At 68.0% G+C, this 21,521-nt stretch carries 16 protein-coding genes and 3 pseudogenes; 5 read left to right on the top strand and 14 right to left on the bottom strand.

From position 1 onward, the window contains the following. Window positions 1-7: 7 nt before the first annotated feature. The 3 genes from RI138_RS32200 to RI138_RS32190 form a co-directional block, all read right to left on the bottom strand. Window positions 8-3,037: an SMC family ATPase gene (locus tag RI138_RS32200; protein ID WP_311122758.1), complete on the bottom strand. Its 3,030-nt coding sequence runs from the start codon at window positions 3,035-3,037 to the stop codon at window positions 8-10. Further along, a complete protein-coding gene (locus RI138_RS32195) occupies window positions 3,037-4,191 on the bottom strand; it encodes an exonuclease SbcCD subunit D (RefSeq protein ID WP_311122757.1) in 1,155 nt (384 codons plus the stop codon). Before RI138_RS32195 ends, RI138_RS32200 begins: the two co-directional genes overlap by 1 nt. A 584-nt stretch (window positions 4,192-4,775) precedes the next feature. Further along, a complete protein-coding gene (locus RI138_RS32190) occupies window positions 4,776-5,234 on the bottom strand; it encodes a GNAT family N-acetyltransferase (protein ID WP_311122756.1) in 459 nt (152 codons plus the stop codon). Between the two features lie 984 nt (window positions 5,235-6,218). Here RI138_RS32190 and RI138_RS32510 point away from each other — a divergent pair. Further along, the gene (locus RI138_RS32510; RefSeq protein ID WP_398864174.1) at window positions 6,219-6,875 is read left to right on the top strand and encodes a response regulator; all 657 of its coding nucleotides are present in this window, start codon (window positions 6,219-6,221) and stop codon (window positions 6,873-6,875) included. 10 nt (window positions 6,876-6,885) lie between these two features. Beyond that, window positions 6,886-7,428, top strand: a complete 543-nt coding sequence (locus tag RI138_RS32185; RefSeq protein ID WP_311122755.1) for a response regulator transcription factor — start codon at window positions 6,886-6,888, stop codon at window positions 7,426-7,428. 813 nt (window positions 7,429-8,241) lie between these two features. Here RI138_RS32185 and RI138_RS32180 read toward each other — a convergent pair. The 8 genes and pseudogenes from RI138_RS32180 to RI138_RS32145 all read right to left on the bottom strand — a co-directional run. Beyond that, complete coding sequence (locus RI138_RS32180; RefSeq protein WP_311122754.1) at window positions 8,242-8,817, bottom strand: hypothetical protein; 576 nt, start codon at window positions 8,815-8,817, stop codon at window positions 8,242-8,244. 98 nt (window positions 8,818-8,915) lie between these two features. Beyond that, window positions 8,916-9,747, bottom strand: a protein-coding gene (locus tag RI138_RS32175) for an IS5 family transposase (protein ID WP_398864413.1) whose coding sequence is annotated in 2 segments (ribosomal slippage) — window positions 8,916-9,410 and window positions 9,412-9,747 — 831 coding nt in all. Because the reading frame shifts where the segments join, the coding sequence is not laid out codon by codon here. A gap of 338 nt (window positions 9,748-10,085) precedes the next feature. Continuing rightward, window positions 10,086-10,835: a transposase family protein gene (locus RI138_RS32170; protein ID WP_311122753.1), complete on the bottom strand. Its 750-nt coding sequence runs from the start codon at window positions 10,833-10,835 to the stop codon at window positions 10,086-10,088. Between the two features lie 245 nt (window positions 10,836-11,080). Then, entirely contained in the window at window positions 11,081-11,794 is a 714-nt protein-coding gene (locus RI138_RS32165; protein ID WP_311122752.1) for a helix-turn-helix domain containing protein, read from the bottom strand. Then, window positions 11,794-13,980 (bottom strand): hypothetical protein, encoded by a 2,187-nt coding sequence (locus tag RI138_RS32160; protein ID WP_311122751.1) that lies wholly within the window; start codon window positions 13,978-13,980, stop codon window positions 11,794-11,796. Before RI138_RS32160 ends, RI138_RS32165 begins: the two co-directional genes overlap by 1 nt. Before the next feature lie 22 nt (window positions 13,981-14,002). After that, a complete protein-coding gene (locus tag RI138_RS32155; protein ID WP_311122750.1) occupies window positions 14,003-14,605 on the bottom strand; it encodes a DNA-binding protein in 603 nt (200 codons plus the stop codon). A gap of 293 nt (window positions 14,606-14,898) precedes the next feature. Then, window positions 14,899-16,344, bottom strand: a complete 1,446-nt coding sequence (locus tag RI138_RS32150; protein ID WP_311122749.1) for a hypothetical protein — start codon at window positions 16,342-16,344, stop codon at window positions 14,899-14,901. Between the two features lie 74 nt (window positions 16,345-16,418). Further along, window positions 16,419-16,736, bottom strand: a pseudogene (locus RI138_RS32145) (transposase); the annotation flags it as partial. On the opposite strand from RI138_RS32145, the pseudogene RI138_RS32140 reads away from it, so the two are divergent. Both RI138_RS32140 and RI138_RS32135 read left to right on the top strand, forming a co-directional pair. After that, window positions 16,720-17,010 (top strand): annotated as a pseudogene (locus tag RI138_RS32140) (transposase family protein); the annotation flags it as partial. The pseudogenes RI138_RS32145 and RI138_RS32140 sit on opposite strands and share 17 nt — an antisense overlap. A gap of 107 nt (window positions 17,011-17,117) precedes the next feature. Continuing rightward, window positions 17,118-17,495 (top strand): hypothetical protein, encoded by a 378-nt coding sequence (locus RI138_RS32135; RefSeq protein ID WP_311122748.1) that lies wholly within the window; start codon window positions 17,118-17,120, stop codon window positions 17,493-17,495. 311 nt (window positions 17,496-17,806) lie between these two features. On the opposite strand, the gene RI138_RS32130 is transcribed toward RI138_RS32135, so the two are convergent. The 3 genes and pseudogenes from RI138_RS32130 to RI138_RS32120 form a co-directional block, all read right to left on the bottom strand. After that, window positions 17,807-18,721 carry a transposase family protein gene (locus RI138_RS32130; RefSeq protein WP_311123074.1) on the bottom strand — a complete coding sequence of 305 codons (915 nt, stop codon included), beginning with the start codon at window positions 18,719-18,721 and terminating at the stop codon, window positions 17,807-17,809. Window positions 18,722-18,800: 79 nt separating this feature from the next. After that, window positions 18,801-19,516 (bottom strand): annotated as a pseudogene (locus RI138_RS32125) (IS5 family transposase). Between the two features lie 301 nt (window positions 19,517-19,817). Then, window positions 19,818-20,819 (bottom strand): helix-turn-helix domain-containing protein, encoded by a 1,002-nt coding sequence (locus RI138_RS32120; protein ID WP_311122747.1) that lies wholly within the window; start codon window positions 20,817-20,819, stop codon window positions 19,818-19,820. Window positions 20,820-20,935: 116 nt separating this feature from the next. Between RI138_RS32120 and RI138_RS32115 the strand changes: the two genes are divergently transcribed. Then, window positions 20,936-21,406, top strand: coding sequence for a peptidoglycan-binding domain-containing protein (locus RI138_RS32115; RefSeq protein WP_311122746.1), 471 nt, complete (start codon window positions 20,936-20,938; stop codon window positions 21,404-21,406). Window positions 21,407-21,521 lie beyond the last annotated feature (115 nt).

Genomic DNA, 21,521 nt, shown 5'->3' with positions numbered 1-21,521 from the left:
TCTGACGTTACAGATCGGTGTTGATCAACGGGCGGAGTGTGGAGCCGTTGCGGTGTTTCATCACGTTGAGCTGGCTGGGGATGCGGCGGCTGAGTTCGGCGACGTGGCTGACGATGCCCACTGCCCGGTTTCCGGCGCGTAGTTGGTCCAGGACGTCCATGACTTCTTGGAGGTTCTGTTCGTCGAGGGTGCCGAAGCCTTCGTCGATGAAGAGGGTTCCCAGCGGGCGGCCGCTGGCTTCCTGGGTGACGACGTCGGCGAGGCCGAGGGCGAGGGCGAGGGAGGCGGTGAAGGTTTCGCCGCCGGAGAGGGTGGAGGTTTCGCGTTCGGTGCCGGTCCAGGTGTCGAGGATTCTCAGCCCGAGGCCGGACTTGAGGCGTCCGCGTCGGCCTGCGTCCTTGTCGGCTGTGTGCTGGAGGAGGTAGCGCTCGGAGGTCATGGCCTGCAGTCGGATGTTGGCTGCGTCGGCGATCTCTTCGAGTCGGGCGGCCAGGACGTAGGCCTCGAGTTCCATGCTGAGGGTGTTGGCGGTGGTAGTGGCGGAGGCGATGCTGGCCAGGCGGTCGGCGAGGGCGTGGCGTGCCTGCAGGGGTTCCAGGTCGCTGAGGCGGGCTTTGAGGGTGGAGATCAGGTCGGTGAGGGCGGTGACGCGATGATCGGCTTGCTGGCGGTCGGCTGCGGTCTTCTTGGCTCGTTCTTCGGCCTCGGTCAGGGCTTTGGCCGCGGCTTGTGGGTCGGCGGGGGGCTGGGGGCCCGCTTCCAGGAGGGTCGGAGTTTTCAGGAGGTCGGTGACGACGGCGTCGTCCTTGCCCCACTGGTCGAGTTCCTGGCTCCACTGTTCGAGGAGCGCTGGGTCCTGGAGGGCGGCGGTTGCTTGGTCGAGCGTCGGGAACCCGGCGTCGTGGGCGGTGGTGGTGGCGGTGGTCGTCGCGTCCCGGTGGCGGGCGGCTGCTTCGGCTGCCTTCTGGGCGGCGTCGATGGCGCCGGAGAGGTTCTGGGCGGTGCGGCTGAGTTCGGTGATGCGCTCGTCGAGGGTGGTGGCGGTGCCGCGTGCGGCGGCCAGGGTGTGAGCGAGGGCGGTTTGCTGCTGGGCCAGGGTTTTGGTGCGTGCCTGGCATTCGGTCACACGGGCCTGGGCTGCCTGGCACTGCTGGGTGCGGGTGTCGTGTTCTGTGCGCAGGCGGGTCAAGGTCTCCTGGGCTGAGGGCAGTGCGGCGGCGGCCTCGCATGCGCCCCGGTAGGCCTTCTTGACCTTGGTGAGCTGTGCCTTGAGCTCGTCGCTGGGGGTGGGACCTGCTGCTCCGGATGCTTCGGCGTGCTGGGTGGCGAGGCCGTGGCGGTGGCTACTGGCCTGGGCGTGCAGCGTGTCGGCCTGCTCGTGTAGGGTGCAGGCCTTTTCCTCGTCCTCGCGTGTGGGCTGGTCGGGTTGGCGTTGGGCTGGCTGTGGGTGGTCGGGCGAACCGCAGACCGAGCACGGGGTCCCGTCGGCGAGTTCGTCGGCGAGTTCTCCGGCCATGCCGTCCAGGCGGCGTTCGCGTAGGTCCAACCACAGTCTTTTGGTTTCGAGGGCTTCAGCAGCACGGTCGGTTTCCGTTTTCGCGGCTGAGACGAGCTTGCCGCTGAGGGTGTCGCGGAGGCGTGCGGCTTTGAGGTGGGCGTTGAGTGTCTGGATGTCCTGCTCGTGTTGCGGTACCTGGTCGGCCGCCTTGGTCATGTCGGCGAGGCGTCCGGTGTGTTCTGCCTCCAGTGCAGGCCATGCGGTCAGCCATTGCTCGTCTTCCTCGAGATCGGCCCTTGCCTGCTCCTCTTTGGCGTTGAGGTCGGTGATCTGGACGCCGAGCTGCGTGTGCTGCTGTTCGTCTGGCAGCAGCCCTTCGGCTCGCCCCTTCTCGGCGTGGTGCTGTTCAAGGGCGTCCCGCAGCTGGGGAACTGACGTGTCTCGGTGCTCGTCGGGCAGCAGCAGGCGGGCGTCTTCCTCGGCGTTATTGGCCGCGCCCAGGGTGAGCGCTGTGCGCTTCACCGTGTCCAGGAGGGGGCGCAGTTGTTCTGCGCGCCGTCCGGCGTCCAGTTGCGAGCGGAGCCTGGGGTGGTCGGCGGCCTTGTCGTCGAGAGCTGCACGGCGTGCTTGGGCCTGCGCGTGCTGGGTTTGGTGGTTGGCAAGCTCGATGGTGCGCTGATGTTCGGTCTTGGCGTTCTGGTGCTCGATGTCGCTGCGTTGCTCGTCGGCCACGGCTGTGGCGTGGGCGCTCTGAGCCCGGGCGCTCAGGTGCTGGGCCCAGGGCAGTATGTCGGCGGGGTGCTGAGGGTGGGGACGGGATGGCTCTTCGGCGCCGGTGCCCTCCTGGTGAAGGAGTGGGCCTGCTTCCTGGTGGATGCGTTCGCCGAGCTGCTGGAGGGTGGAAGTGACCTCGTTGAGATCCTCCTGAGCAGCTTTGCTGCGATTGGTGAGCCAGGCCTGCAGTTCCTGGAAGCGTCCGGTGTCAAAGAGGCGGCGCAGCAGCACGGCGCGGTCCTTGGCGTCGGACCGCAGGAAGGTGGCGAAGTCGCCTTGCGGCAGGAGGACGACCTGGCAGAACTGTTCCTTGGACAGGCCCAGGGCCGCTTCGATCTCTCTGGCGGTGTCCTGGTGGTTGGCGCTGACCGGCTCCCACTTCGCAGCGCCGTCTGGGGTACTGGTCTGTTGGTGGAGCTCGACGGTGGCCTCGGCGGTGGCGGTGCCGGTCTTGGCACGTGTGCTGGGGTAGGACTGCCTGGGCTTTCGCGTGATCTTGAGACGGCGTCCGGCTGCGCTGAACTCCAGGATGATCTGGGTGCGCGTTCCGGTGGGGGCGTGGTCGCTGCGCAGGCGGTGGGTGGGGCGGATGCCGGGCACAGTGCCGTAGAGGGCGAAGCAGACGGCGTCGAGGATGCTGGTTTTCCCGGCTCCGGTGTCACCGCGCAGCAGGAACAGACCGTTGCTGGCCAGGGCGTCGAAATCGACGGCTTCCGTACGGGCGAAGGGCCCGAATGCCTGGACCGTCAGGTGGTGGAGGTACATCAGCTGGCCTCTCGTGCGGCGGCTGCGGTGCGGACGCTTTCGAGTCCTTCTCGCAGCAGGTTCTGCTCTGGGGTGGTGGCGGGAGCGCCGGTGACGTGGTCGAGGAAGCCAAGGGTGATCTCGTGGTCGCTGCGGCCGTTGACCCGGGAGCGGTAGGACTCCTGCGAGGCGGTGTGCTGGTGGGAGAAGCTCAGTTTCAACGCATGGGGGAAGCGCTGTTTCAGGCGTTCCATGGCCATGTGGGGGCGGTTGGTGTCGGTGAGCGTGATGTGGAGCCAGCAGTCCTCGTACTCGGCGTGCTCGGGTTGGGTGAGCAGGTCGCTCAGGGGGCCGGTCAGCTGACGCAGGCGGCGGGTCACGGGACAGAGGATCTTGCGGGCTGTGACGTCGGAGCCGGCGTCCAGGTCGATCAGCCACGTGGCTTTGGGATAGTCGGCCTCGGAGAAGGAGTAGGCCAGCGGGGATCCGCTGTAGCGGATGCGTTCGCTGATCTCTTGGCAGCGGTGCAGGTGTCCCAGCGCCACGTAGTCGGCGCCGGTGAAGACTGAGGCGCTGGCTGAGGGGACGCCGCCCGCGGTGATGTCGCGCTCGCTGTCGCTGGTGTCCGCCCCGGTCACGAAAGCGTGGGCCAGAACGACAGACCTGGTGTTGCCGGGGCGGGTCGCGAGATCGGAGCGGACTCTGTCCATCGCCGCGGTGAGCACAGCCTGGTGGCTGGGCTTCTCGGCCCCGAGCTGCGTATGGACCAGGCCGGGTTCGAGGTAGGGCAGGCCGTAGAAGGCGACAGGTCCGTGCTCGTCGTGCAGTACGGCGGGGCGGGCGCAGTCCTCCACGCTGGTGCGCAGGTGGATGCCCGCGCGCTCGATCAGCCGGGAGTTGACGCCTAGGCGGCGTGGCGAGTCGTGATTCCCGCTGATCATGACGAGCGGTACCTGAAGGTCGGCGAGTTCCCCGAGGACCCAGTTGAACAAGTCGATCGCGTCGAGGGGCGGGATGGCCCGGTCGAAGACGTCGCCCGCTACGACCACCGCCTCGACATGCTCCTGGCGCACCGTGCTCAGCAGGTGCTCGAGGAAGGTGCGCTGCTCCGCGAGGAGCGGCTCCCGGTGCAGTTGACGGCCCAGGTGCCAGTCCGAAGTGTGCAAGATCCGCATAAACGCAGACCGTAACCACCAAGGCAGGTGTTACGGGCGGCTTTACCGATAAACGCCCTTGGCTCTGAACTGAACAGGTATACGAAGAAAGGTTCCCCTGCGGGCAGCCCAAGGGAACGGTCGGAGGGGGCCAGCAGCGATCACATGCTCCCTCCGAGTGCGCAGGGTCGTACGCCCCCGCCCCGTCCTCGGCATGCCACCGACAGGTCGTGGTGCCCCGGCGCCGGCGCCGGCTTCGTCAGCTCGGCCGTGAGCGGGACCGTCAACCATGGTGAGGATGACCACCCTGCTAACGGCGCCGATGGATGGGCGCCGCCACCTGCTGCCCGCCGCACAGGACCGGTAGGAACACGTTGCAGCGATCACAACCGGGCGAAGGACAGCCCATCTACGGAGGCAGCAAGGACAGTTCAGTGATGGGAAGAAGCCAGGGAGCACCTCCTGCAGTACCGGCAGCCGCTGAACGGTACATCTCCGGAGCCCGGGGGCCGGCCCTCTCGGTCACCGGCGGCCGGGCCCCGTAGCAAGTGCAGGAAGAACGGCGGGAGCGGCGGAGGCGCTGCTCGGGCGGACCTACGGGTTGATCAGAGCAGCCCCGGTGCCGACGGCAGAGCCGTATCTTTGGTCATCAACACGTGCGTGTTCGTTAATCCGGCCGCCTGCTCCCAGCCCTGGTGCTTCCAGAACCCCAGTGCCTTCTCCCAGTCCGCATCCTTCTTGTGAACCTTCAGGTAGCCCCCCCCCGGGCGGACCTGGCGGGCCAGCTCCGCCGTGACGTGGCTTTCCAGCAGTGCGCTGTATCCGCGGCCGCGGTGTTCCTTGTCGGTGATCAGGTACGCGAGGTAGAGAGGCCAGGTACGGCCTGCGGTCTCCTTCGGTCTCTGCCGATGGACTACAGCCACCGACACCACCGCGCCAGCGTCATCCAGCACCCACACGCCTCGCCGCGCGCCGTCTCCGCACTCCGTCTGCTCCTGCAGATCCGCTTGCCACCGGGCCGGTCTGCACTCCTCCTCCCATACCTGGGTCAGGAGCTCGATCACGGGTTGGCAGTCGTCCGGCGTGGCCGGGCGCAGTAGAGGATTCGGCACCCCGCCAGTATGAACGGCACGCCCCCAATAGCTCGTTCGTAGTCATGAATCTCGTCCGGGCCGTTGGCAAAGGGCTTCGGAACAGCGCCCGTTGCGGCGGCCCGTTCATGAACACAGATCCTGACAGGCTGGGCCTTCGAGAAGCTGGGCTTCCTGCGGAGGGCCGGTAGGGACACCGGGATCGCCGCGCAAGCCCGTGTAGGTACCGTCGCCGCGTCGCGGCCGCGGTCTGGAACACCGGTGTTCAGGCGCACGCGGGCACCACGGCTTCACTCGTTCCCGGCCGGGGCCGGGAATGCTTCCGGTGGAACACCCTGACAGCATCAGCTGCAGCGGCGCGGGCGTCTCTTTTCCCCTGGTTACTACCTTGATTGTGTGTGCTTGCCGACCCGCCATTCGTCGCGAGACCGTGAGCGAGCACCACCCCGCTACACCGATCACCATGCACCGGGTTCCGCCTTGGGCGGCCCGACCGCCGCGTGCGTGTCGCGACGGCCCGCGAAGGTCGCGAGCACCGTCGGAAGGAAGACCTCGATGCGTGACGGTCGGTGTGGGGGCAGCGGGGAGGACGCTGAGCCGGAACCTGGTTCCGGGTCGGACGAGCCTTCGTTGTCGCGGAGGTGGTGGCCGTTAGTGGGCGCTTCACAGCGTGGGTGGTGGGAAGGGGTGCGTACTGTGCTGTGTGTAGTCGAGGCGGTCGCGTTCCTGACCGACACGCAGGCCCTCGCCTCTACGGCGAGGGCCCTCACCGCGGTGGGTAACGTGGTCGTCAACGCCGGCATGCCTGAGCGACCATGACACCTGGGTCCGGCCGCCAGCGCGGCGGCCGGACCCCTTCTTCGTTACGGCCCTTCCAGGTAACCGCATTTGGCGGCAGGAGCCAAGAAGTGTCGGTCCAGATGCCCGGCCAGGAGCACGAAAAGCGTTTCGTGCCGAGTGAGAAGGAGGCGGCCCGTGACCGAAGGCGCAGGTTCTTGTCGTGCCTGCGGTCGGGCTCTGCCTCCCGCACGCAAGGCAGGACGCCCATGCCGGTACTGCTCGAGCACCTGCCAGTCTGCAGGACGGCGTGCCCGTGCGCGCGATGCCGCCCTTCTCCCCCGGCGCGGTGGGCCCTGTACGGCACAACTGGCCGGACGGCGATCCCCGAAGCCCGCCGCGTACACGCTGTTCGTCAGCGAGGCGTCGTTCCCGTTCTGTTCCGCCTCCTACACCGTGACGGCCCAGTACCTGCTGGACCAGCGCATCCCTGCTTCCGATCTCGTCACCGTCGAGCTTCCAGGCCCGCCTGGGCCTGCTGTGCCGGAACCAGTGCGGACCAGCCCGAAGGACGAAGGGCCGGTCCGGCGGACCCGGCTGCTGCTGGTCGAGGACGATGACGCGATCCGAGAGGCACTGCGCTTCGCGCTTACACGCCGGGGCTACGAAGTCCAGGCCGAGGGCACAGGACGCGCCGGGCTCCGCAGCGCATACCCACAGCACCCCGACCCGGTCCTGCTCGATGTCACGCTGCCGGACATCAACGGTATGGAGGTACCACACAGAGCTGCGCACCATCAGCGATGTCCCCGTCATTTACCTCACGGCCCGGAGTGACCCCATCGACGTGGTCGTCGGTCTGGAAACCGGTGCGGACGACTACATCATCAAGCCGTACCAAGGCGCGGAGATCAACGCCCGGATCAGACGGGTGCTGTACCGCTACCGGGCGGCCGAGCGCCGGGAGGGGGATGTGTACGACGACGGGCTGTTGCGGCTGGACTCTGCGCAGCAACAGGCGCGGACCGCGGGAAGCCCGCTGCCGCTCTCCAGAACCGAGTTCCGCGTGCTCAGCCGCCTGGCACGCCATGCGGGTGCGGTGCAGCACTTCGGGACACTGCTCGAGGCCGGCTGGGGTGCCGCGAATCCGGGTGCGCGTGACCGGGTCAAGTTCACCGTCTCCCGCTCGCGCGGCAAGCTCGACGCAACGCCGGTGGGCGGCGGGTCCATCGTCTCGGTCCGCGGGATGGGCTACCTCTACCGCTCCCCCACCACACCCGCTCTGCCCGCCTCCCCCAAACCCGTGTCCGGATCAACTGGGTACGGCCACACACATGCTCTGCGCAGCAAGTCCCCCCAAGCCTCGCCGGGCAGGGCGGGGAGTAGCTGACTTCGATATGTTCCGGCGAGGGAGGGCGCTGGACGTGTTGATCCGGACGAGCCCGGACGCCGGTGGGGCGCTCCCCCCCCTGGCTCTGCCGTGTGGGCCTGGAGCAGCCCGGCTGTGACGCGACGGCAGGTGGTCAGGTGTCTCGTGGCAACCGTAAGTGCAGTGTTCTCTCTGTGGAATGGGCCGGGGAGGAACGGGTGCGGAGGGTAGGGCGGGGAAGGGCTGAGTCGTTCGACGAACTGAAGCCGGTGGGCTGGTCGTTCGTAGGGTCATGGGGTTCGGATGGGCAGGCCGGAGCGGGTCTGCCCGGCTGGGGGGTAAGGGCGTTGGGGGCCCATCCAGATAGGGGGAGTTTCGCTGCTCAGATAATCGCTCACTACTTGGTCCCGGAGGTATGCAAAGTCGATGCTGTTCTCGGATGACGGCAGACGCCGCATCCCCTGCCCGACGGCATCCCCCCGTCGTAGGGTTGGCCCTCACCCGGCGCCCGCACAGCCTGCTCTGCGTCGTGCACGATCCCCGCAAGTGCAGGCCCCGTCTCACACCGCCCGCTCCCCTGGCGGAGGACCACCGCGGACTGCCCATCGCCGAAACCCTCAGCGAGGGGTAGGGGTGGAATCCCTCCGGCACCGCAGGCAAAGCAGTCCGGGCGCGGCTGGCTTTGCCACCCGCTCCGGCCCGCAGAAGGCCTTGAGGAACCTCTGGACATAAACCCCGCGGGCCGGAGGGAGAAGCAGCCCGCAGGCAGCCGGTCAGGGATTCTCAAGGCATGAACTGGGCTGCCGGCTACCCGTCTGAAGCAACCGGCACTGGCTAGGAACCGGACGGAGCCGAGGAAGCGGAGACGGGGTTGTAGAACACCGAACGTCCCTGCTTGGAACGCTCCAGCAGTCCCTGGGCGACCCCCTGCTCCAGAGAGTTGCGCACCACTGTCACCTGGACCGTGCGCTCAGGGTGCGCCTCAGTGAGTGAGGCCGCTACTTCTGCGGCGGACCTGGGCTCGCTCTGTCCTCCCAGGTAGGCGGTGGTCAGCTCCAACCACGTCGGCTCACCTACCTTCTTGGGCGACACGGTCTTCTTGGATGCCTTGCGCCCGGCGGCGGCAGCGGACTTCCCTGCTGCTGTCTTGCTGTTGGAGCCCCGCGCCGCGGGAACTGCGGCCCCCTTGCGGTTCTTGCGCTGCTTCGCTGCCTGCTCGGGCGTGCCGCCGAGCACTTCCTGCATCTTCGTCAGGACCTGCTCACTGTCCTCCAGGCGGACAAGCTCATCCTGCAACCGCGCCAGCTCGCTGCGCACGCGCTCCTGCTCGCTCCGGTTCGCCGCCAGGTCATCAGCGACCCGCTGCGCATAGTCGGCCGTGACACTCTGAACGGGAAGGTTTCCAGACATGTAGTCCTCGACTCTCGACGTGGGCGGGCGTGTAGCGACGATCGTACCCACACGAATCAAGCCAACCCGCCAGTGCGTCTAGGTTCTGTCGTCAAATGTCAGGCCCACATCAGGAGTGATGCGAGGGCGACGGCGGCTTCGTAGGACTCGGCGTTCTTGTCGTACCGGGTGGCGATGCCACGCCACTGTTTCAAGCGGTTGAAGCAGCGTTCCACGACGTTGCGGTGCTTGTATGCCTCGCGGTCGAAGCCCGGCGGGCGGCCTCCGTGGCTGCCTCGCCGGGCCCGGTTGCGGGCCTGGTCGGCCCGTTCGGGGATCGTGTGCGGGATGCCGCGCCGGCGGAGCCACGCGCGGATCGCTTTCGAGCTGTAGCCCTTGTCGCCCAGGACGTGATCGGGCCGGACGCGGGGCCGACCGGGTCCGATCCGGGGCACCCGGATCGCTTCCATCACCGCGGTGAAACGGGTGCAGTCGTTGGTGTTGCCGCCCGTGACGACGAAGCCGAGCGGGCGGCCTCTGCCGTCGCAGGCTAGGTGGATCTTGCTGGTCAGCCCGCCTCTGGACCGGCCGAGGGCCGGGTCGCGGAGCCCCCTACTTTCGGGCCCCGGCCGCGTGCTGGTGGGCGCGGACGACCGTGGAGTCGACGGACACCAGCCACTCGATGTCGCCCGCCGCGTCCGCCTTCGCCTGGGCGGCCCGCAGCATCCGGTCGAACGTGCCGTCCGCCGCCCATTTGCGGAAACGGGTGTGGAGCGTGGCCCACGACCCGTAACGTTCGGGCACGTCCCGCCAGGCCGTCCCGGTCCGGAACTTCCACACGATCCCGTTCAGGACTCGGCGGTCGTCCAGCCGCTTCCGCCCCCGCAACGACTCGGGCAGCAAGGGCCGGACGAACTCCCACTCGGCATCAGACAGTTCATGACGACGTATCACGACCCCATAATCCACCAGCCGTGATCATTTGAAGACAACGCCTAGTGAGAAGGCGGCCGCCGAACTGATCCCCCTCTGGTCGTGAGGTGCAGATACACCCGCTCACCAGTGTTCGCGCCCTGTAGGTGTGGCTGGGAATCGGTGCCTCCATGCTCCGGGCAGTGGTCGTTCCGGAGCCTTCCCGGAGGTCTGGCATCTTCGCCGGTGGGCCCCAGTGTGCCATCGGAGCGAGGAACCGTGGGTGGCCTCTGATCCGCCAGGCAGACCAGTCCAGCCAAGACGCTTGCACAACACACAGTCAGCCGCGAGGAGGCCGCCTCGTTCAGTGAGCTTCTTCAGCGTTGCCGCTCCAGAGTGAGGACGGCTTTGGCGATTGACGTCATGCGGTTCGGACTGCATCTGGATCTGCGGAAGATCCGCCAGGACTTCAAGCGGGCGACGCCGCGTTCGACTGGTGCCCGTGCCGCGGCCAGGGCCCGGTTGAGGGTCTTCTCGGTCGGGGTGAGTTCCTGCAGGGGCCTGCGTTTGATGCCCGTGGTCAGCCAAGGGCCGCCGCCCTGGAAGGCGAGATCGGCCAGGATGGGGACGCCCTGGCGCTCGCAGATGCGGATGATGCGGTGGGTACGGACGGCGGTGAGGTCATGGGTTCGGCCCGGCAGGGCGGGTGAGAGCCACAGCAGCCGACCGTCCGGATCGGTGGCCACCTGCACGTTCACTCCGTGCCGGCGATGCTTGTGGGAGTAGTCGGCCCGGCCGTCGCCGACCCGGTCGCACTCGGCGAGGGTGCCGTCCAGCAGAACGAAGTCGGGGTCGGCCTCGCGAAGGACTTTCAGCAGGCCGGGCGCTCGTTCGGCGAGCAGGTGGATGACCGCGCTGGTGTAGGCGTGGGCGGTGGACTCGCTGATTCCGAACGCGGCAGCGATCTTCGCCAGGGTGGTGTGTTCGCGCAGGTACACCAGTGCCACTATCGCGCGCTGGGACGGGCGGAGCTTGCAGCGCCGGTCGCCCTCACGGGTGACGATGAGCATGGTGACCCACTCCACGAGTGCGTGAGGCAGGTCGAGTGCGGCAGGATAGATGACCAACGAGGCCCCTGAGCAGCGTGGTTGAGACGTCAGACATCTCGATCAACTGCCCAGGGGCCTCGCTCGTTGCGCTTGGCGGGTGTCACCTGATCGAGGCCCAGCTCGAAGAAGCTCAGTCAAGCCACGCCCTGTACGCCGAAGGCTCTTGTGCCGTTCGGGGCGTACCTTCGGCTGCCACGGTCAGCCGATGTGCGTAGGCATCGCTCCCGGCCGGCTGTTGGGTTGGCTGTGCTGCCCCGGCGAGGTCAACGATGGCGCCAGGTACGGATTTCCAGGTGGGTGATGTGGGCGTCGGCATGAATGCGACCGGTTTCCACAAGCCACCGGTGGATGGCCGCGGTGACATCTCCGCCCGCCGCATCAACACGACGAGCGATATCGGCTGCCGCGAAGCCGCCGGTGGTGGCCGATCCGTAAGAGCGTTCCTCGGTGTGATCAGCGCGCTGGATGACGTGGCGGCGGATGCCGGGTGAGTCGGTGCGGCTTCCTGACACGTGGACGTAGCCGGTCTTGGCGAGGCGCACGGTGAAGGCCAGGCGCAGGCCCTGGCGGGCGGCTTCGGCGATCAGGGGACGTAGCCGGGCGGAACCGGAGGCGATGGCTTGTGCTCCGGCGCGTCCGGTGCCGGAGCCGGTGGGGGTGATGAGGACGGCTTTGGTGCGGACGCGGGCTCGGGTGCCGCTGGCGGTGGTGCGGCGGGTGGTGTGGAGGGCAGCGATCGCGGCGAGTTCGGTGACGTCGCTGATGCCTGCGGTGTGGACGGCGGTGAGGACCTGGGTGAGGGCGGGAACGAAGGCTGCGCCCTTGTTCTTTGTGTAGAACTGGGAGACGAGGGACGCGTCGCGGTTGATGATGCGGGCGATGTCGCGTTTGGTGTAGCCGGCCTGTTGGAGCCGGTCGGCGAGCCGGGCTGCTTCGTTGCGTTGCGGTACCGGGGGGTGCCTGCGGCGCGGTGGCATCAGACCCCCTCAGAGGTGGGCGCGGCGTGGTGGGCCGCGCGGCCCCTGTCGCGGAGGGTCAGGAGTTCGTCTTCGGTGGTGGGGGCGGTGATGGGGCCGGGGAGGTGGCCTTTGTTGAGGTAGTCGCCCGGCTGGCCGTGGTGGGGCCATGTCCGGGGCTGGGTGAGGTAGACAGCGTCGGTGCGGAAGGCGACGATCGTGCCGGGCGGGGCGTGGAGGGCTCCGGCGTAGGTGTTGTCGTCGCGGTGGCGCTGGGAGAGCAGGGCGGCGCGGGCGGAGGACCAGATGTGGGCGGCCCATTCGGGGTGGGCGTTGGGGTCGCGGGTGAAGCCGGTGGGGCGTTGCCAGGTGATGGTCTGGTCGTCGAAGCCGATGATTTCGGCGTCCGGGGGGACGTCGCGCTCCATGGTGCGGGGTGTGGTGCCGGTGACGGTGCGGGGGCGTTGGGCGAAGGCGCCGATGCCGTAGAGGAGGAGGGCTCGGACGGCGCGGGCGGCGAGGTGGGCTGCGGTGCGCTGGTCGGGGTCGCCGTTCAGGTCGGCCTGGGCGGTGAGGGAGGACCAGGCTTCCTTGAGTTTCTTGGACCAGTCGTCGAGTGGTTTGCCGTCGTCGAAGAGGATCCCGTCGAGGATCTCGATTTTCCACGGGGTGTGGGGGTTGGACAGGGCGGTGTGGATTTCGGGGCCGCCGGCCCAGGTGGTGAAGGTGGTGCCGGGGGTGGCGGGGTAGTGCCAGGCGCGGTCGCCGGGGGCGGGTGCGGGGAGGATTCCGATGTGGTTCCAGGTGTCGGGGACGGTGACGCGGACGTGCCAGTGGCCGCAGGCGAACAGGGCTTTGGTCTGTTCTTTCTGGGACCAGGACGCGAAGGTGGCCGCGGTGACGCGGCGGGGGGTGCCGACTCCGGATTTCCAGGTGTGTTTGGCGTAGGCGAAGGTGCGGTCGTACTCGACCAGGGCGGGGAGCTGGGCGGGAACGCGGGGCGGGGTGATGAGTTCGGTGCGGCCCTGTCCGGCGGTGGCGTGGAAGAGGCCGCGGAGCTCTTCGGACAGGACGGGGTAGCCGTCCGCGTGCTGGCCCTTGGTCGGGATGGTGCGGGTCCACAGGTCACGGCCGGTCTGGGACGGTGAGCCCATCAGGACGGCGTCGGGCCAGTGGCGGCGCAGGGCCTTCCACAGCAGGACGAAAGCGTCACGGATGACGGCGGGCTCCGCCCCGTCGGTGTCGAACCACTCCCCCGTCGATCGGATCTCGACGTGCTGCTCGCCGTGTTCGCGCTGGTAGCGGGCGACGGGGTTGCGGGGGTGGACGAAGTGGCCGGCCATCCGGTCCTTGCCGCGGCCGGTGTCCGTGCGCCAGCCGGGTGTGGGGGCGTTCAGCCAAGCGGCGACGGTGTCCTTGAGGAAGGGGTGCTGGTCGGCCTGGCGGTGCCAGGGGGCTCCTGCGGTGATGTAGATCCGCTCGACGCCGCCGGGCAGGACGTGGAAGACGGTGTTCAGGATTTCCGCGGCGCTGGCGGTCGGCAGGTCGATGCGGAACGTCTGGTCGCGATGGATCAGCACACCGGTCTGCGTGTCGAGGAAGACAGTGCTGCGGGCCTGCTGGGTGAAGTTCGGGTGTGTGGAGGCGAGGTTGTTGGTGTGGGTGAACCAACGCTCCCCATCAGGGCCTTCGGGGATCCTGGGAAGCGTGCGCTGTGCTTCCTGGGCCGCGAGAGGAGCGGCGGCGGCCGGGGCAGGCTCAGAAGGGGCTGCGGGCAGTTCGGGTTCCGCTGCCGGTTCAGGGGAGGGGCGGGTCATGGCCGGGGCGACCGTGCCCGCCTGGGAGGGGGGCTGTGCGTGTTCGGTGCCGCTGGGCAGTGCTGTGTCCCCGGCGGGCTCGGGGGCTGGGACGGCTGCGGCGGGCGGAGTTGGCGGTTCGGGCGCCGGGGGCACGGGAGTGGGGTTTGGCTGTGCTGCGGTGGTGAGCCGGTCGGGGGCGAGGATGGGTGCGATCGCCACGATGTCGGCCAGGCTGAGTCCGGCGGCGGGTGCGATGCGCTCCGCCTTCGCCTTCTCGTATCCCGCGAGCGCGGTGATCTTGCGGGCGCGGTCCGTCTCCAGTTTCTCCAGCGTGGCCTGCGCCTTCCTGATGCCGTCCCGCAGGACGCGCAGCTCGGCCAGCTCCGCGTTGTAAGTCTTTGCGTCCATCATGATTCCTTGTGCCTGCGGGTCAGTTGGCGGAACTGCTGTGGGAGGGGACGTACGCGATCGCGCCGCTGGACTGCGAGGGCAGGCGGGTGCCCAGGAGGAGGTCCGCGATGTCCCGGTCGGTTTGCTGCGGTGCGGTCAGGTGCTTGACGGGAGTGGCCAGGTCGGTGACGTGTCCGGCCAGGACTGCGTCCGGAAAAGCGTGCCGCCCGCCGTTGCCTTTCTCCCAGCAGTTCAGGCCGGTAAGGACAGCCACCACGTAGCCGGACAGGGTCACCGGCAGCACTCCTCCGGCCGCCACACTCGCGGCATCACAGCGCCACCAGCCCCTCAAACGGTTGAGGAGTACGTCGGGGCCAAGACCTGCCGCGTATCCGATCGGCTCCTGGTGGTTGTCCTCGCTGGGGCGTGCCGCGTCGACTCGCAGTACTGCAACTTCTTTGACGTTGAGGCGATTCAAGGAGGGGTGGGCGCGCTCTTGCAGGGCTCGGACTACCCAGAGAGGTGTCATCACACGGACGCCGCGCCGGGAGAGTTCCGGGAGCACGCCTGCGGTGATGAGGCGCCGGTAGGTCGTGACGGCGCAGCCAAGCTCTTCGGCGGCTTGGCCTGTCGTGAGCAGCATGACGTGCCTTCATACCGGTCGGGGTGTCTGCTGCCGTGACGCTACCGCCACCCTCACCAACTATGCAAGTTACATCAGCTATCTGATTCGACTCGTCTCCGCTTGTTGCACCTGCCTGTGAATTGACCGCCCCAGGGGGCGACTGGCAACCGCATCTGCAGGCGACGGGGGGTGCCCGCCGTCAACGGCCCCCGAATCAGCCGACATGCCTGCCTTGGCGCTTCGGAAAGGAACCGCCCGCGCCGGCTGCCACACAGGGGCGGGTCGGTAGCCGGCCATGCCTGAGGCCCTGGTCAGCCGGAAGAACCAAGTTCATCGAGCCACGCGCGGGCGGCGCTGGCGGCACGGCGGATGACCTGTTCCTCGGCACCGACCCTGCTGGGCACCCCGATCCTTCGGTTGAGGCCCGCATTCACCTCCCGGTGGGTGGCACCTGTCGCTTTGACCAGGTCGTTGACCATAACCGTCAGTCGGGCGCGAGGGTTTGGATCGGTGTCGGGCCCACTGTCGTACTGCCCGTACCACTCGGGTTCAGGGTCACACTGCGCCTCACGCTCCGAGCAGGCTCCGCAGAACTCCAGAACACTGTCTACCTGCGCTCTCCCGCAGCTCACGCACACCCAGCTGTCGCAGTTCGCACACGATATCGAGGCCCCATCGGAGTCGCTTCCCCCCACCTGGTCCAGCGAGATGCACTCGCCGATGCACGGCCGCGGCGTGAAGGTGAGGGGTTTCAAATCGGCGCCCCGGGCCTGAAGCGCGGCGCGTTCTGCCTTCCAGCGGGCGTTGTACTCCTCCCGGGCACGGTCGCGTGCCTGCTGGCAGGCTTTCTGTTCCTCGGGGGTGAGATGACCAAAACAGGCGGCCACGGGCGGCGGCAGGTCATCGTAGGCCGGCCATTCGGCGGCCGGGCGGCGGCATCGGCCGCCTGTGGTCTTGCCTCGCCGACTGCATCCCGATGCCTGCCCCTCGACGGTCTCCTTCCTGCCAGGCCTGGAGGAGGCCTCCTTGGGCGGCGCCTGAGGCACCTGCGCGGGCGCCGTATCCTCATCCTCGGCCGCCAGTTTCGTTTGCAGGACCCGTCGCCAGTCCTCACCGATCTCGGGGAGCGCGGCAGCGGCACGCACCCCGTTGACCTGCAGCCCATGGCGCCCCGCGACGTGTACGAACACCGGCTCGATGGCTGCGAGGACCTCATCGGTGAATTGGGGAACGAGAGATGGCGGCATGATGAGGATGGCATCCGTCTGGTCTGCGAACCGGCTGCTGCACACCAGTTCCACGTCCCCTACCTCCGTCAGCAGGGCCGCGGCCCGGTTGTCGCCCCGCTCATGCATCAGGAATGCTGTTTGGCCCAGCGCACGGTGCAAAGTGAAGGCGGCTGGCACGTCCGGCTGGGATGGCGGGGCAGGAGCGGCGGCGGGTACGCGCAGCGGCGTTGCCGGGCCTACTGGACTGAGAGTCGGGGGCGCGGGTGGTGCATTGTCGAGGACCGACTCAACGGCGGCCGGGCGGCTGAGCACCTCTTCGAGTGCCTCCTCGAGCACGCTGATGGAGCCAGAACTGTCGAAGTTGTCCACCGCCCCCTGATTTTCCCACGCCAGCGTCAGTACGGCACCGTCGTAGAGAAGCCCCGTCACCTTCTGGCTCAGCAGAATCCAGGTGAACCGCCGCCGCTTCTTTGCCGCTTCCAGCACCTGCGGCCACAGCCCCTGCATGACCGCTGTCTCATCCGTCATACTCGCTCCCCACGTGATGCCTTTCAGCAGCGTAGAAGCAGACACTGACAACTAGGGCCTGTTCCAGGTTCGGATCATGTTGGTCGGAGGCTGCGGATCCAGATCACGGCGCCGCGCAGGCGGAGTCCGGCGAGGTAGCTGGCAGCGGTCTTGTCGTAGCGGGTGGCCAGGCCCCGCCACTCTTTGATCTTGTTGATGCAGCGTTCGACGGTGTTGCGGTCCTTGTACAGGTCCGGATCGTGACCGACCGGGCGGCCGCCGCGAGAACCCTTCTTCTTGCGGTTGGCGGCCTGGTCGGCCTTCTCCGGGATGACACTGCGGATTCGACGTCGCCGCAGGTAGGCGCGGTTCGCGCGGGAGGAATATGCCTTGTCCGCAGCGCGACACCACGGAATCATCGAAGCCCTCGCCGATGCAGAAATCAAATGCTGGGCGGACAAGGCGTATCAAGGAGCCGGCGGACCCGTCCGGGTGCCGTTTCGGGGCCGCCGCCTCAAGAGATGGAAGCGCCGCCACAACACCGCCCACACCAAGATCCACTGCCTGGGCGAGCAAGCCATGGCCACCCTCAAGGGGTGGCGCCTCCTGCGGAAACTCCGCTGCAGTACCAACCGAGTCACCGACGTCGTGAAGGCCGTCCTGGTCCTTCACCACGCATCAACGTGAGGTTGGAAAAGGCTCCATGCCATGACAACGAGGACCCCGGCCAGCCGTCGACAGGAAAGGTGCTCGATGCTGGCTCGAACGATTCCCGGCAAGCATCTTCGAGAGGCATGACCGCCATGACCGACTACCTGCAGGCCGTCTTCGCGATGCTGGGCCCCGGAGAGGAACGCTACGCCGCCCCTGCGGCCTGGCTCAGCCTGGAGGAGGAACTCGGCAGGACGTTTCCGGGGGACTACAAACAGATCGTCGACGCGTATGCGCCAGTGCAGATCAACGGACACCTCACCCTGCGTCAGGCTGGTGGAACCTGGGCGAGGAGATCCGCTCGGCATCAGAAGTCTGGGCTGATAGCAGATGGGAGTCCTACATCACTGGGCCGGACGACGATCCTCGCGTCTTCTGCCAACTCCCCCAGCTCAGCTTCGGAACCACCGAAGGTCTCATACCCATCGCCGCCACCGATCAAGGAGCTGCGGTCTTCGTAGCCTCGTCGGTCCACGGGTTCTCCGACAGTGTGGTGGTCCAAGGGGCAGAGGGCGACTGGGTCGGACACCCCATGACCTTCGCCGAGTGGTTGTACCGCCACCTCGTCGGTGAGGAGATGACCGGTTGGGACAGCGCGGCCTTCTACCCCGGCCCCGTGGGGCTGGAGTACCCACCTGCAGGACCAGGCCAGCCCACTCGCGAGGCATACGGCCCAGACCGCGGAATGTGATCCCGCACCAACTGAGACGACCTCTTACGAGCTGGTGCGTGATTGCGTTGGAGACATGGGTGCCTGACCTGGGAGTTTGTATCAGCCGGTGGTGTTGCGGTCGGAGACGAGGCCTGCCATGGCCCGGTAGGTGGCGGGCAGGTTCTCTCGGCGGTGGGTCCAGCGGACCAGTTGCTTCCAGCGTTTGTGGTCGGCGAGGGCGTGTTCGACGGTGATGCGCATCGAGGAGTGCCGGTGCCGGGCTTGTAGGCGGGCTTCGAGGACCTCGGGCGGGCTGATCTTGTTTCCCTTCCTGGGCGGGGTCACCGCTTGGCCGGGATGATCGCGACGGAGTCCGAGGTAGCCGTCGTCCAGGAGCACTTCGACGTCGCGAAAGTGCTGGAAACAGGTACCGATGCCTTCGTTGCGTGCGGCGGTCGCGTCATGCATCCGCCCTGGTCGCAGGGCATCGGTCCAGAGCCTGCGGCCCTCATGGTCGGCGACGACAGTGGCCTTCATCGTGTTCTGCTTCTTCTTCCCCGAGACGAAAGCACGGCGTCCGCCGCGGCTGGCCGGGGGCCGGCGGACCTGGACCTCGGTGGCGTCCAGCCGCAGCTCGATACCTTCGGCCTGGGCGTATGCGAACACATCCGCCGGGGTTCGCAGCCTCAGGCCGGGCCGGTCTGGGACCGCGCATCCCCGCTCTGCCAGCAGCCCTCGTATCTCGCCGATCGCACGGGTGATGGTGGAGCGGTCGACGCCGAACAGCAGCCCCAACGCCACATGCGGCAGATCGTGCCGCAAGTGAACCAACGTGGCCACGAGCCGGTCGACGAACACCAGCCAATGCCGGACACCGGCTCCTGCCTCACGCTTCCTGGCCCCGCCGCGAGCTTCGTGACGACGCCCCTCGACCACGGCCTGCCACGGGCCGGCCAACTCCTCAACCAGAGAAGCAAGATGGCCCCGCGAGACTCCCGTGAACACCTGATGCGCGAGAACCGTCCGACTGACCATGATCGCCACATCCGGATCATGACACCCACCAGCAAGAACACGTCACCCGCAATCACGCACCAGCTCGTAACTGGTCGTTTCAGAATGAGGTCCGCAGGCGGCGCAGGCATATGAGGCTGCAGGCCAGTTCGAGCAGACCTTGATGGAAATCGGCGCGTCGCTCGTATCGGGTGCGGAGCCGTTTGAACAGGTGCAGCCAGGCGAATGTACGCTCGACCACCCAGCGCACCTTGCCCAGTCCGGAACCGTGGGCGACGCCACGCCGGGCGATCAACGGCTTGATGCCGCGCTTCCACAGCAGGCGGCGGTACTTGTCAAGCAGCTGGGTGACGTCGTGCCGGTTGCCGCCGGTCAGCGTCATGGCGAGCGGGGTCCCGTGACGGTCGACTATCAGGTGGTGCTTGGAGCCGGAACGGGCGCGGTCGACGGGCGAGGGGCCGACGTGATCCCCCCTTTGAGGGCCCGGACATGCGAGCCGTCCACGGAGCAGTCGTCCAGGTCCAGCAGGTCGGCACGCCGAAGCTCGGCAAGCAGGGCAGCGTGCAGGCGTGGCCAGACGCCGGCCTCGGTCCAGTCCCGCAGCCGACTCCAGGCCGTCACCCCGGAGCAGCCCACGGTCTCCGCGGGGACATCACGCCACGCGACACCGGTCCGCAACACGAACAGGACGCCCGCGAGTGCCGCCCGGTCAGGAACACGCAGCCGTCCGGGGTAGCGGCGGCGCCGTTCGGGAACGGGCGGCAGAAGCGGGGCCACCCGCTCCCACAAGTCGTCAGGAACAAGATCAGCACGCACTCCGGACACACTGCCGACCAAGATCACCCAGCATAAGACCCGCAACTCGACTCATTCTGAAACGATCAGTTACACGGGCCGTCCAGGAAGTACGGCCACTCCTGGCCGCGCACGATCACCCGATCCCATCCTCAACCGCCAGATTCCGCACTCCGACAGACGTGGCTGCCCACCTCGACAGGTACGGCAGCCACCCGCCGAAGAAGATCAAACCAGCATGTTGATTCTCTGCGGGCCCTTACGTACGTACGTGAAGAGGCCCGTCCCGCCCTCATCGAGGTGGGACGGGCTTCCGTGTGCCTCACGCCTCCGCCGTGCGCGTACCGGCACGGAGTACGGACGCCCCGACCGGAGTGAGGGTGTGCAGCACGGTCGCGGCATGCCGGCTGCTGGTGATGAGCCCCGCGTCGCGCAGCGCGGTGGCATGCCGGCTGGCAGAGGACGCGGACACCCCGGCAGCACGGGCGATCTCCCCGGTCGTGGCGCCCGCGGCCACGGCGCACAGCGCGGCGGCCCGGGCCCGCCCCAGGAGGGCCGTCAGAGGTGCGGCCGCGGGGCCCTCGGTGTCCGGCGGCGGGGCGGGCGGTTCGCGGAGCACCGGGTAGCACAGGACCGGCGGCAGCCCGGGGTCGGCGAGACTGGTCGGCGCGCGCCAGGAGAAGTACGACGGGACGAGCTTGATCCCCCGGCCGCCCAGCCACAGATCCCGGTCCTCCGGCGGGTATTCGACGTGCAGGACGGGCCGTTGCCAGCGCATCGTGGAGCTGAGGCCGGCCAGCATCCCCTCGACACCGCCGTCCAGAAGCCCTCGGCAGCGCGCCGACCGTTCGGCGTCGATGTGGGCCTGGATGTGTTCGCTGTACGGGGCGATGGCGACCTCGTGATAGGCGCGCAGCACCCGCACGAGTTCGAGGCGCGTCTGCGTCTCGGCCAGTCGCGGGGCCCAGGAAGGGGCTCCGACCACGCGGTCGAGGATGGCCACTTCCTCCAGGATCCGACGGGGTGGTGTGGCCAGGATGGCGTCGAGCCCGGCGTCCAAGCCCTGGCCCGCCTGGACCGGAGTCAGGAAGTCCGGAAAGTAGGCGGCCCTCGGGAAGAGCGGTAACAGCACGGTACGAAAGGCGCGTTCGAGCCCCTTCTCCCCCAGGTGGGCACGGACGGACCTGTGCCATTGCGCGTAGGCCCAGCGGCCGTCCCGTACCTGGAAACGGTGCAGGCTGGTGGCGATCTCCCAGAGCGGATCCGGCGCGGCGGCCACCTGTGTTCTGCCCAGGTCGGCGTCGCTGAAGTGGACGCGGAGCATCTCATTCCCCCTGATGAGCTCAGCTTTTGCGTTCAGCTGCAACAGCATGGCCCGGCCGGTGTCACTCAGCAAAAGTGGACACGCCGGAATAAGAAAGAACATGAAGGGGGAACGAGATGAAGCTCAAGCTCGCGGCACTCGGGGCCGCAACGGTCATGCTCACCGGACTGGGGGCCGCGGCCCCGGCCGCCGTCGCCGCGCCCAAGGCCGGACCGGTCGCCGTACAGGAGGCGGAGTTCGGCGCGCTGGCCGCCTACTGCTCCTCGTCGAAGACGATCTCGAAGTCGACCACCACCTACATCCACCTCCCCGCCACCAGCGGTGGAAGCATCACCTGCGAGATGTCCCAGGGCGCCAACGGCATCCACGTCAAGAAGCTGCAGCGAGCGCTGGTCCTGTGTTACGGGCGAAGCATCGCCATCGACGGGGCCTTCGGCCCGGCGACCTATTCGGCTCTCAAGTACGCGCAGGGCAAGGCAGGCACCGCGGCTGACGGAATCTACGGCCCGAACACCCGCGACGCGATCAAGTGGCCGCGGTTCTACAAGAGCAACAACAACTTCACCGGTTACTGCGCCAAGCGCTGACGCTCTTCCCGTACGACGCCGAGGGCGGCGCCCCCCCCTGAGGGCCGCCGCCCTCGGCGCCATGTGCGGGCACGAGCACCCCTCGGACGTACGAGGTACCGCTGCCCCCACCCCC

Source organism: Streptomyces durocortorensis (assembly GCF_031760065.1).
In the GTDB taxonomy this organism is placed as follows: domain Bacteria; phylum Actinomycetota; class Actinomycetes; order Streptomycetales; family Streptomycetaceae; genus Streptomyces.
The sequence above is the reverse complement of the archived record's forward strand: the minus strand, read 5'-3'. Positions and strand labels throughout refer to the sequence as shown.

What these genes read in the sequence shown, in the direction of transcription:
- RI138_RS32155 (WP_311122750.1), bottom strand. Translation starts at nt 14,605, where the DNA reads ATGCTGCTCACGACAGGCCAAGCCGCCGAAGAGCTTGGCTGCGCCGTC.
- RI138_RS32115 (WP_311122746.1), top strand. Translation starts at nt 20,936, where the DNA reads ATGAAGCTCAAGCTCGCGGCACTCGGGGCCGCAACGGTCATGCTCACC.
- RI138_RS32135 (WP_311122748.1), top strand. Translation starts at nt 17,118, where the DNA reads ATGACCGCCATGACCGACTACCTGCAGGCCGTCTTCGCGATGCTGGGC.
- RI138_RS32160 (WP_311122751.1), bottom strand. Translation starts at nt 13,980, where the DNA reads ATGGACGCAAAGACTTACAACGCGGAGCTGGCCGAGCTGCGCGTCCTG.
- RI138_RS32120 (WP_311122747.1), bottom strand. Translation starts at nt 20,819, where the DNA reads ATGCTCCGCGTCCACTTCAGCGACGCCGACCTGGGCAGAACACAGGTG.
- RI138_RS32150 (WP_311122749.1), bottom strand. Translation starts at nt 16,344, where the DNA reads ATGACGGATGAGACAGCGGTCATGCAGGGGCTGTGGCCGCAGGTGCTG.
- RI138_RS32165 (WP_311122752.1), bottom strand. Translation starts at nt 11,794, where the DNA reads ATGCCACCGCGCCGCAGGCACCCCCCGGTACCGCAACGCAACGAAGCA.
- RI138_RS32130 (WP_311123074.1), bottom strand. Translation starts at nt 18,721, where the DNA reads ATGGTCAGTCGGACGGTTCTCGCGCATCAGGTGTTCACGGGAGTCTCG.
- RI138_RS32180 (WP_311122754.1), bottom strand. Translation starts at nt 8,817, where the DNA reads ATGTCTGGAAACCTTCCCGTTCAGAGTGTCACGGCCGACTATGCGCAG.
- RI138_RS32200 (WP_311122758.1), bottom strand. Translation starts at nt 3,037, where the DNA reads ATGTACCTCCACCACCTGACGGTCCAGGCATTCGGGCCCTTCGCCCGT.
- RI138_RS32195 (WP_311122757.1), bottom strand. Translation starts at nt 4,191, where the DNA reads ATGCGGATCTTGCACACTTCGGACTGGCACCTGGGCCGTCAACTGCAC.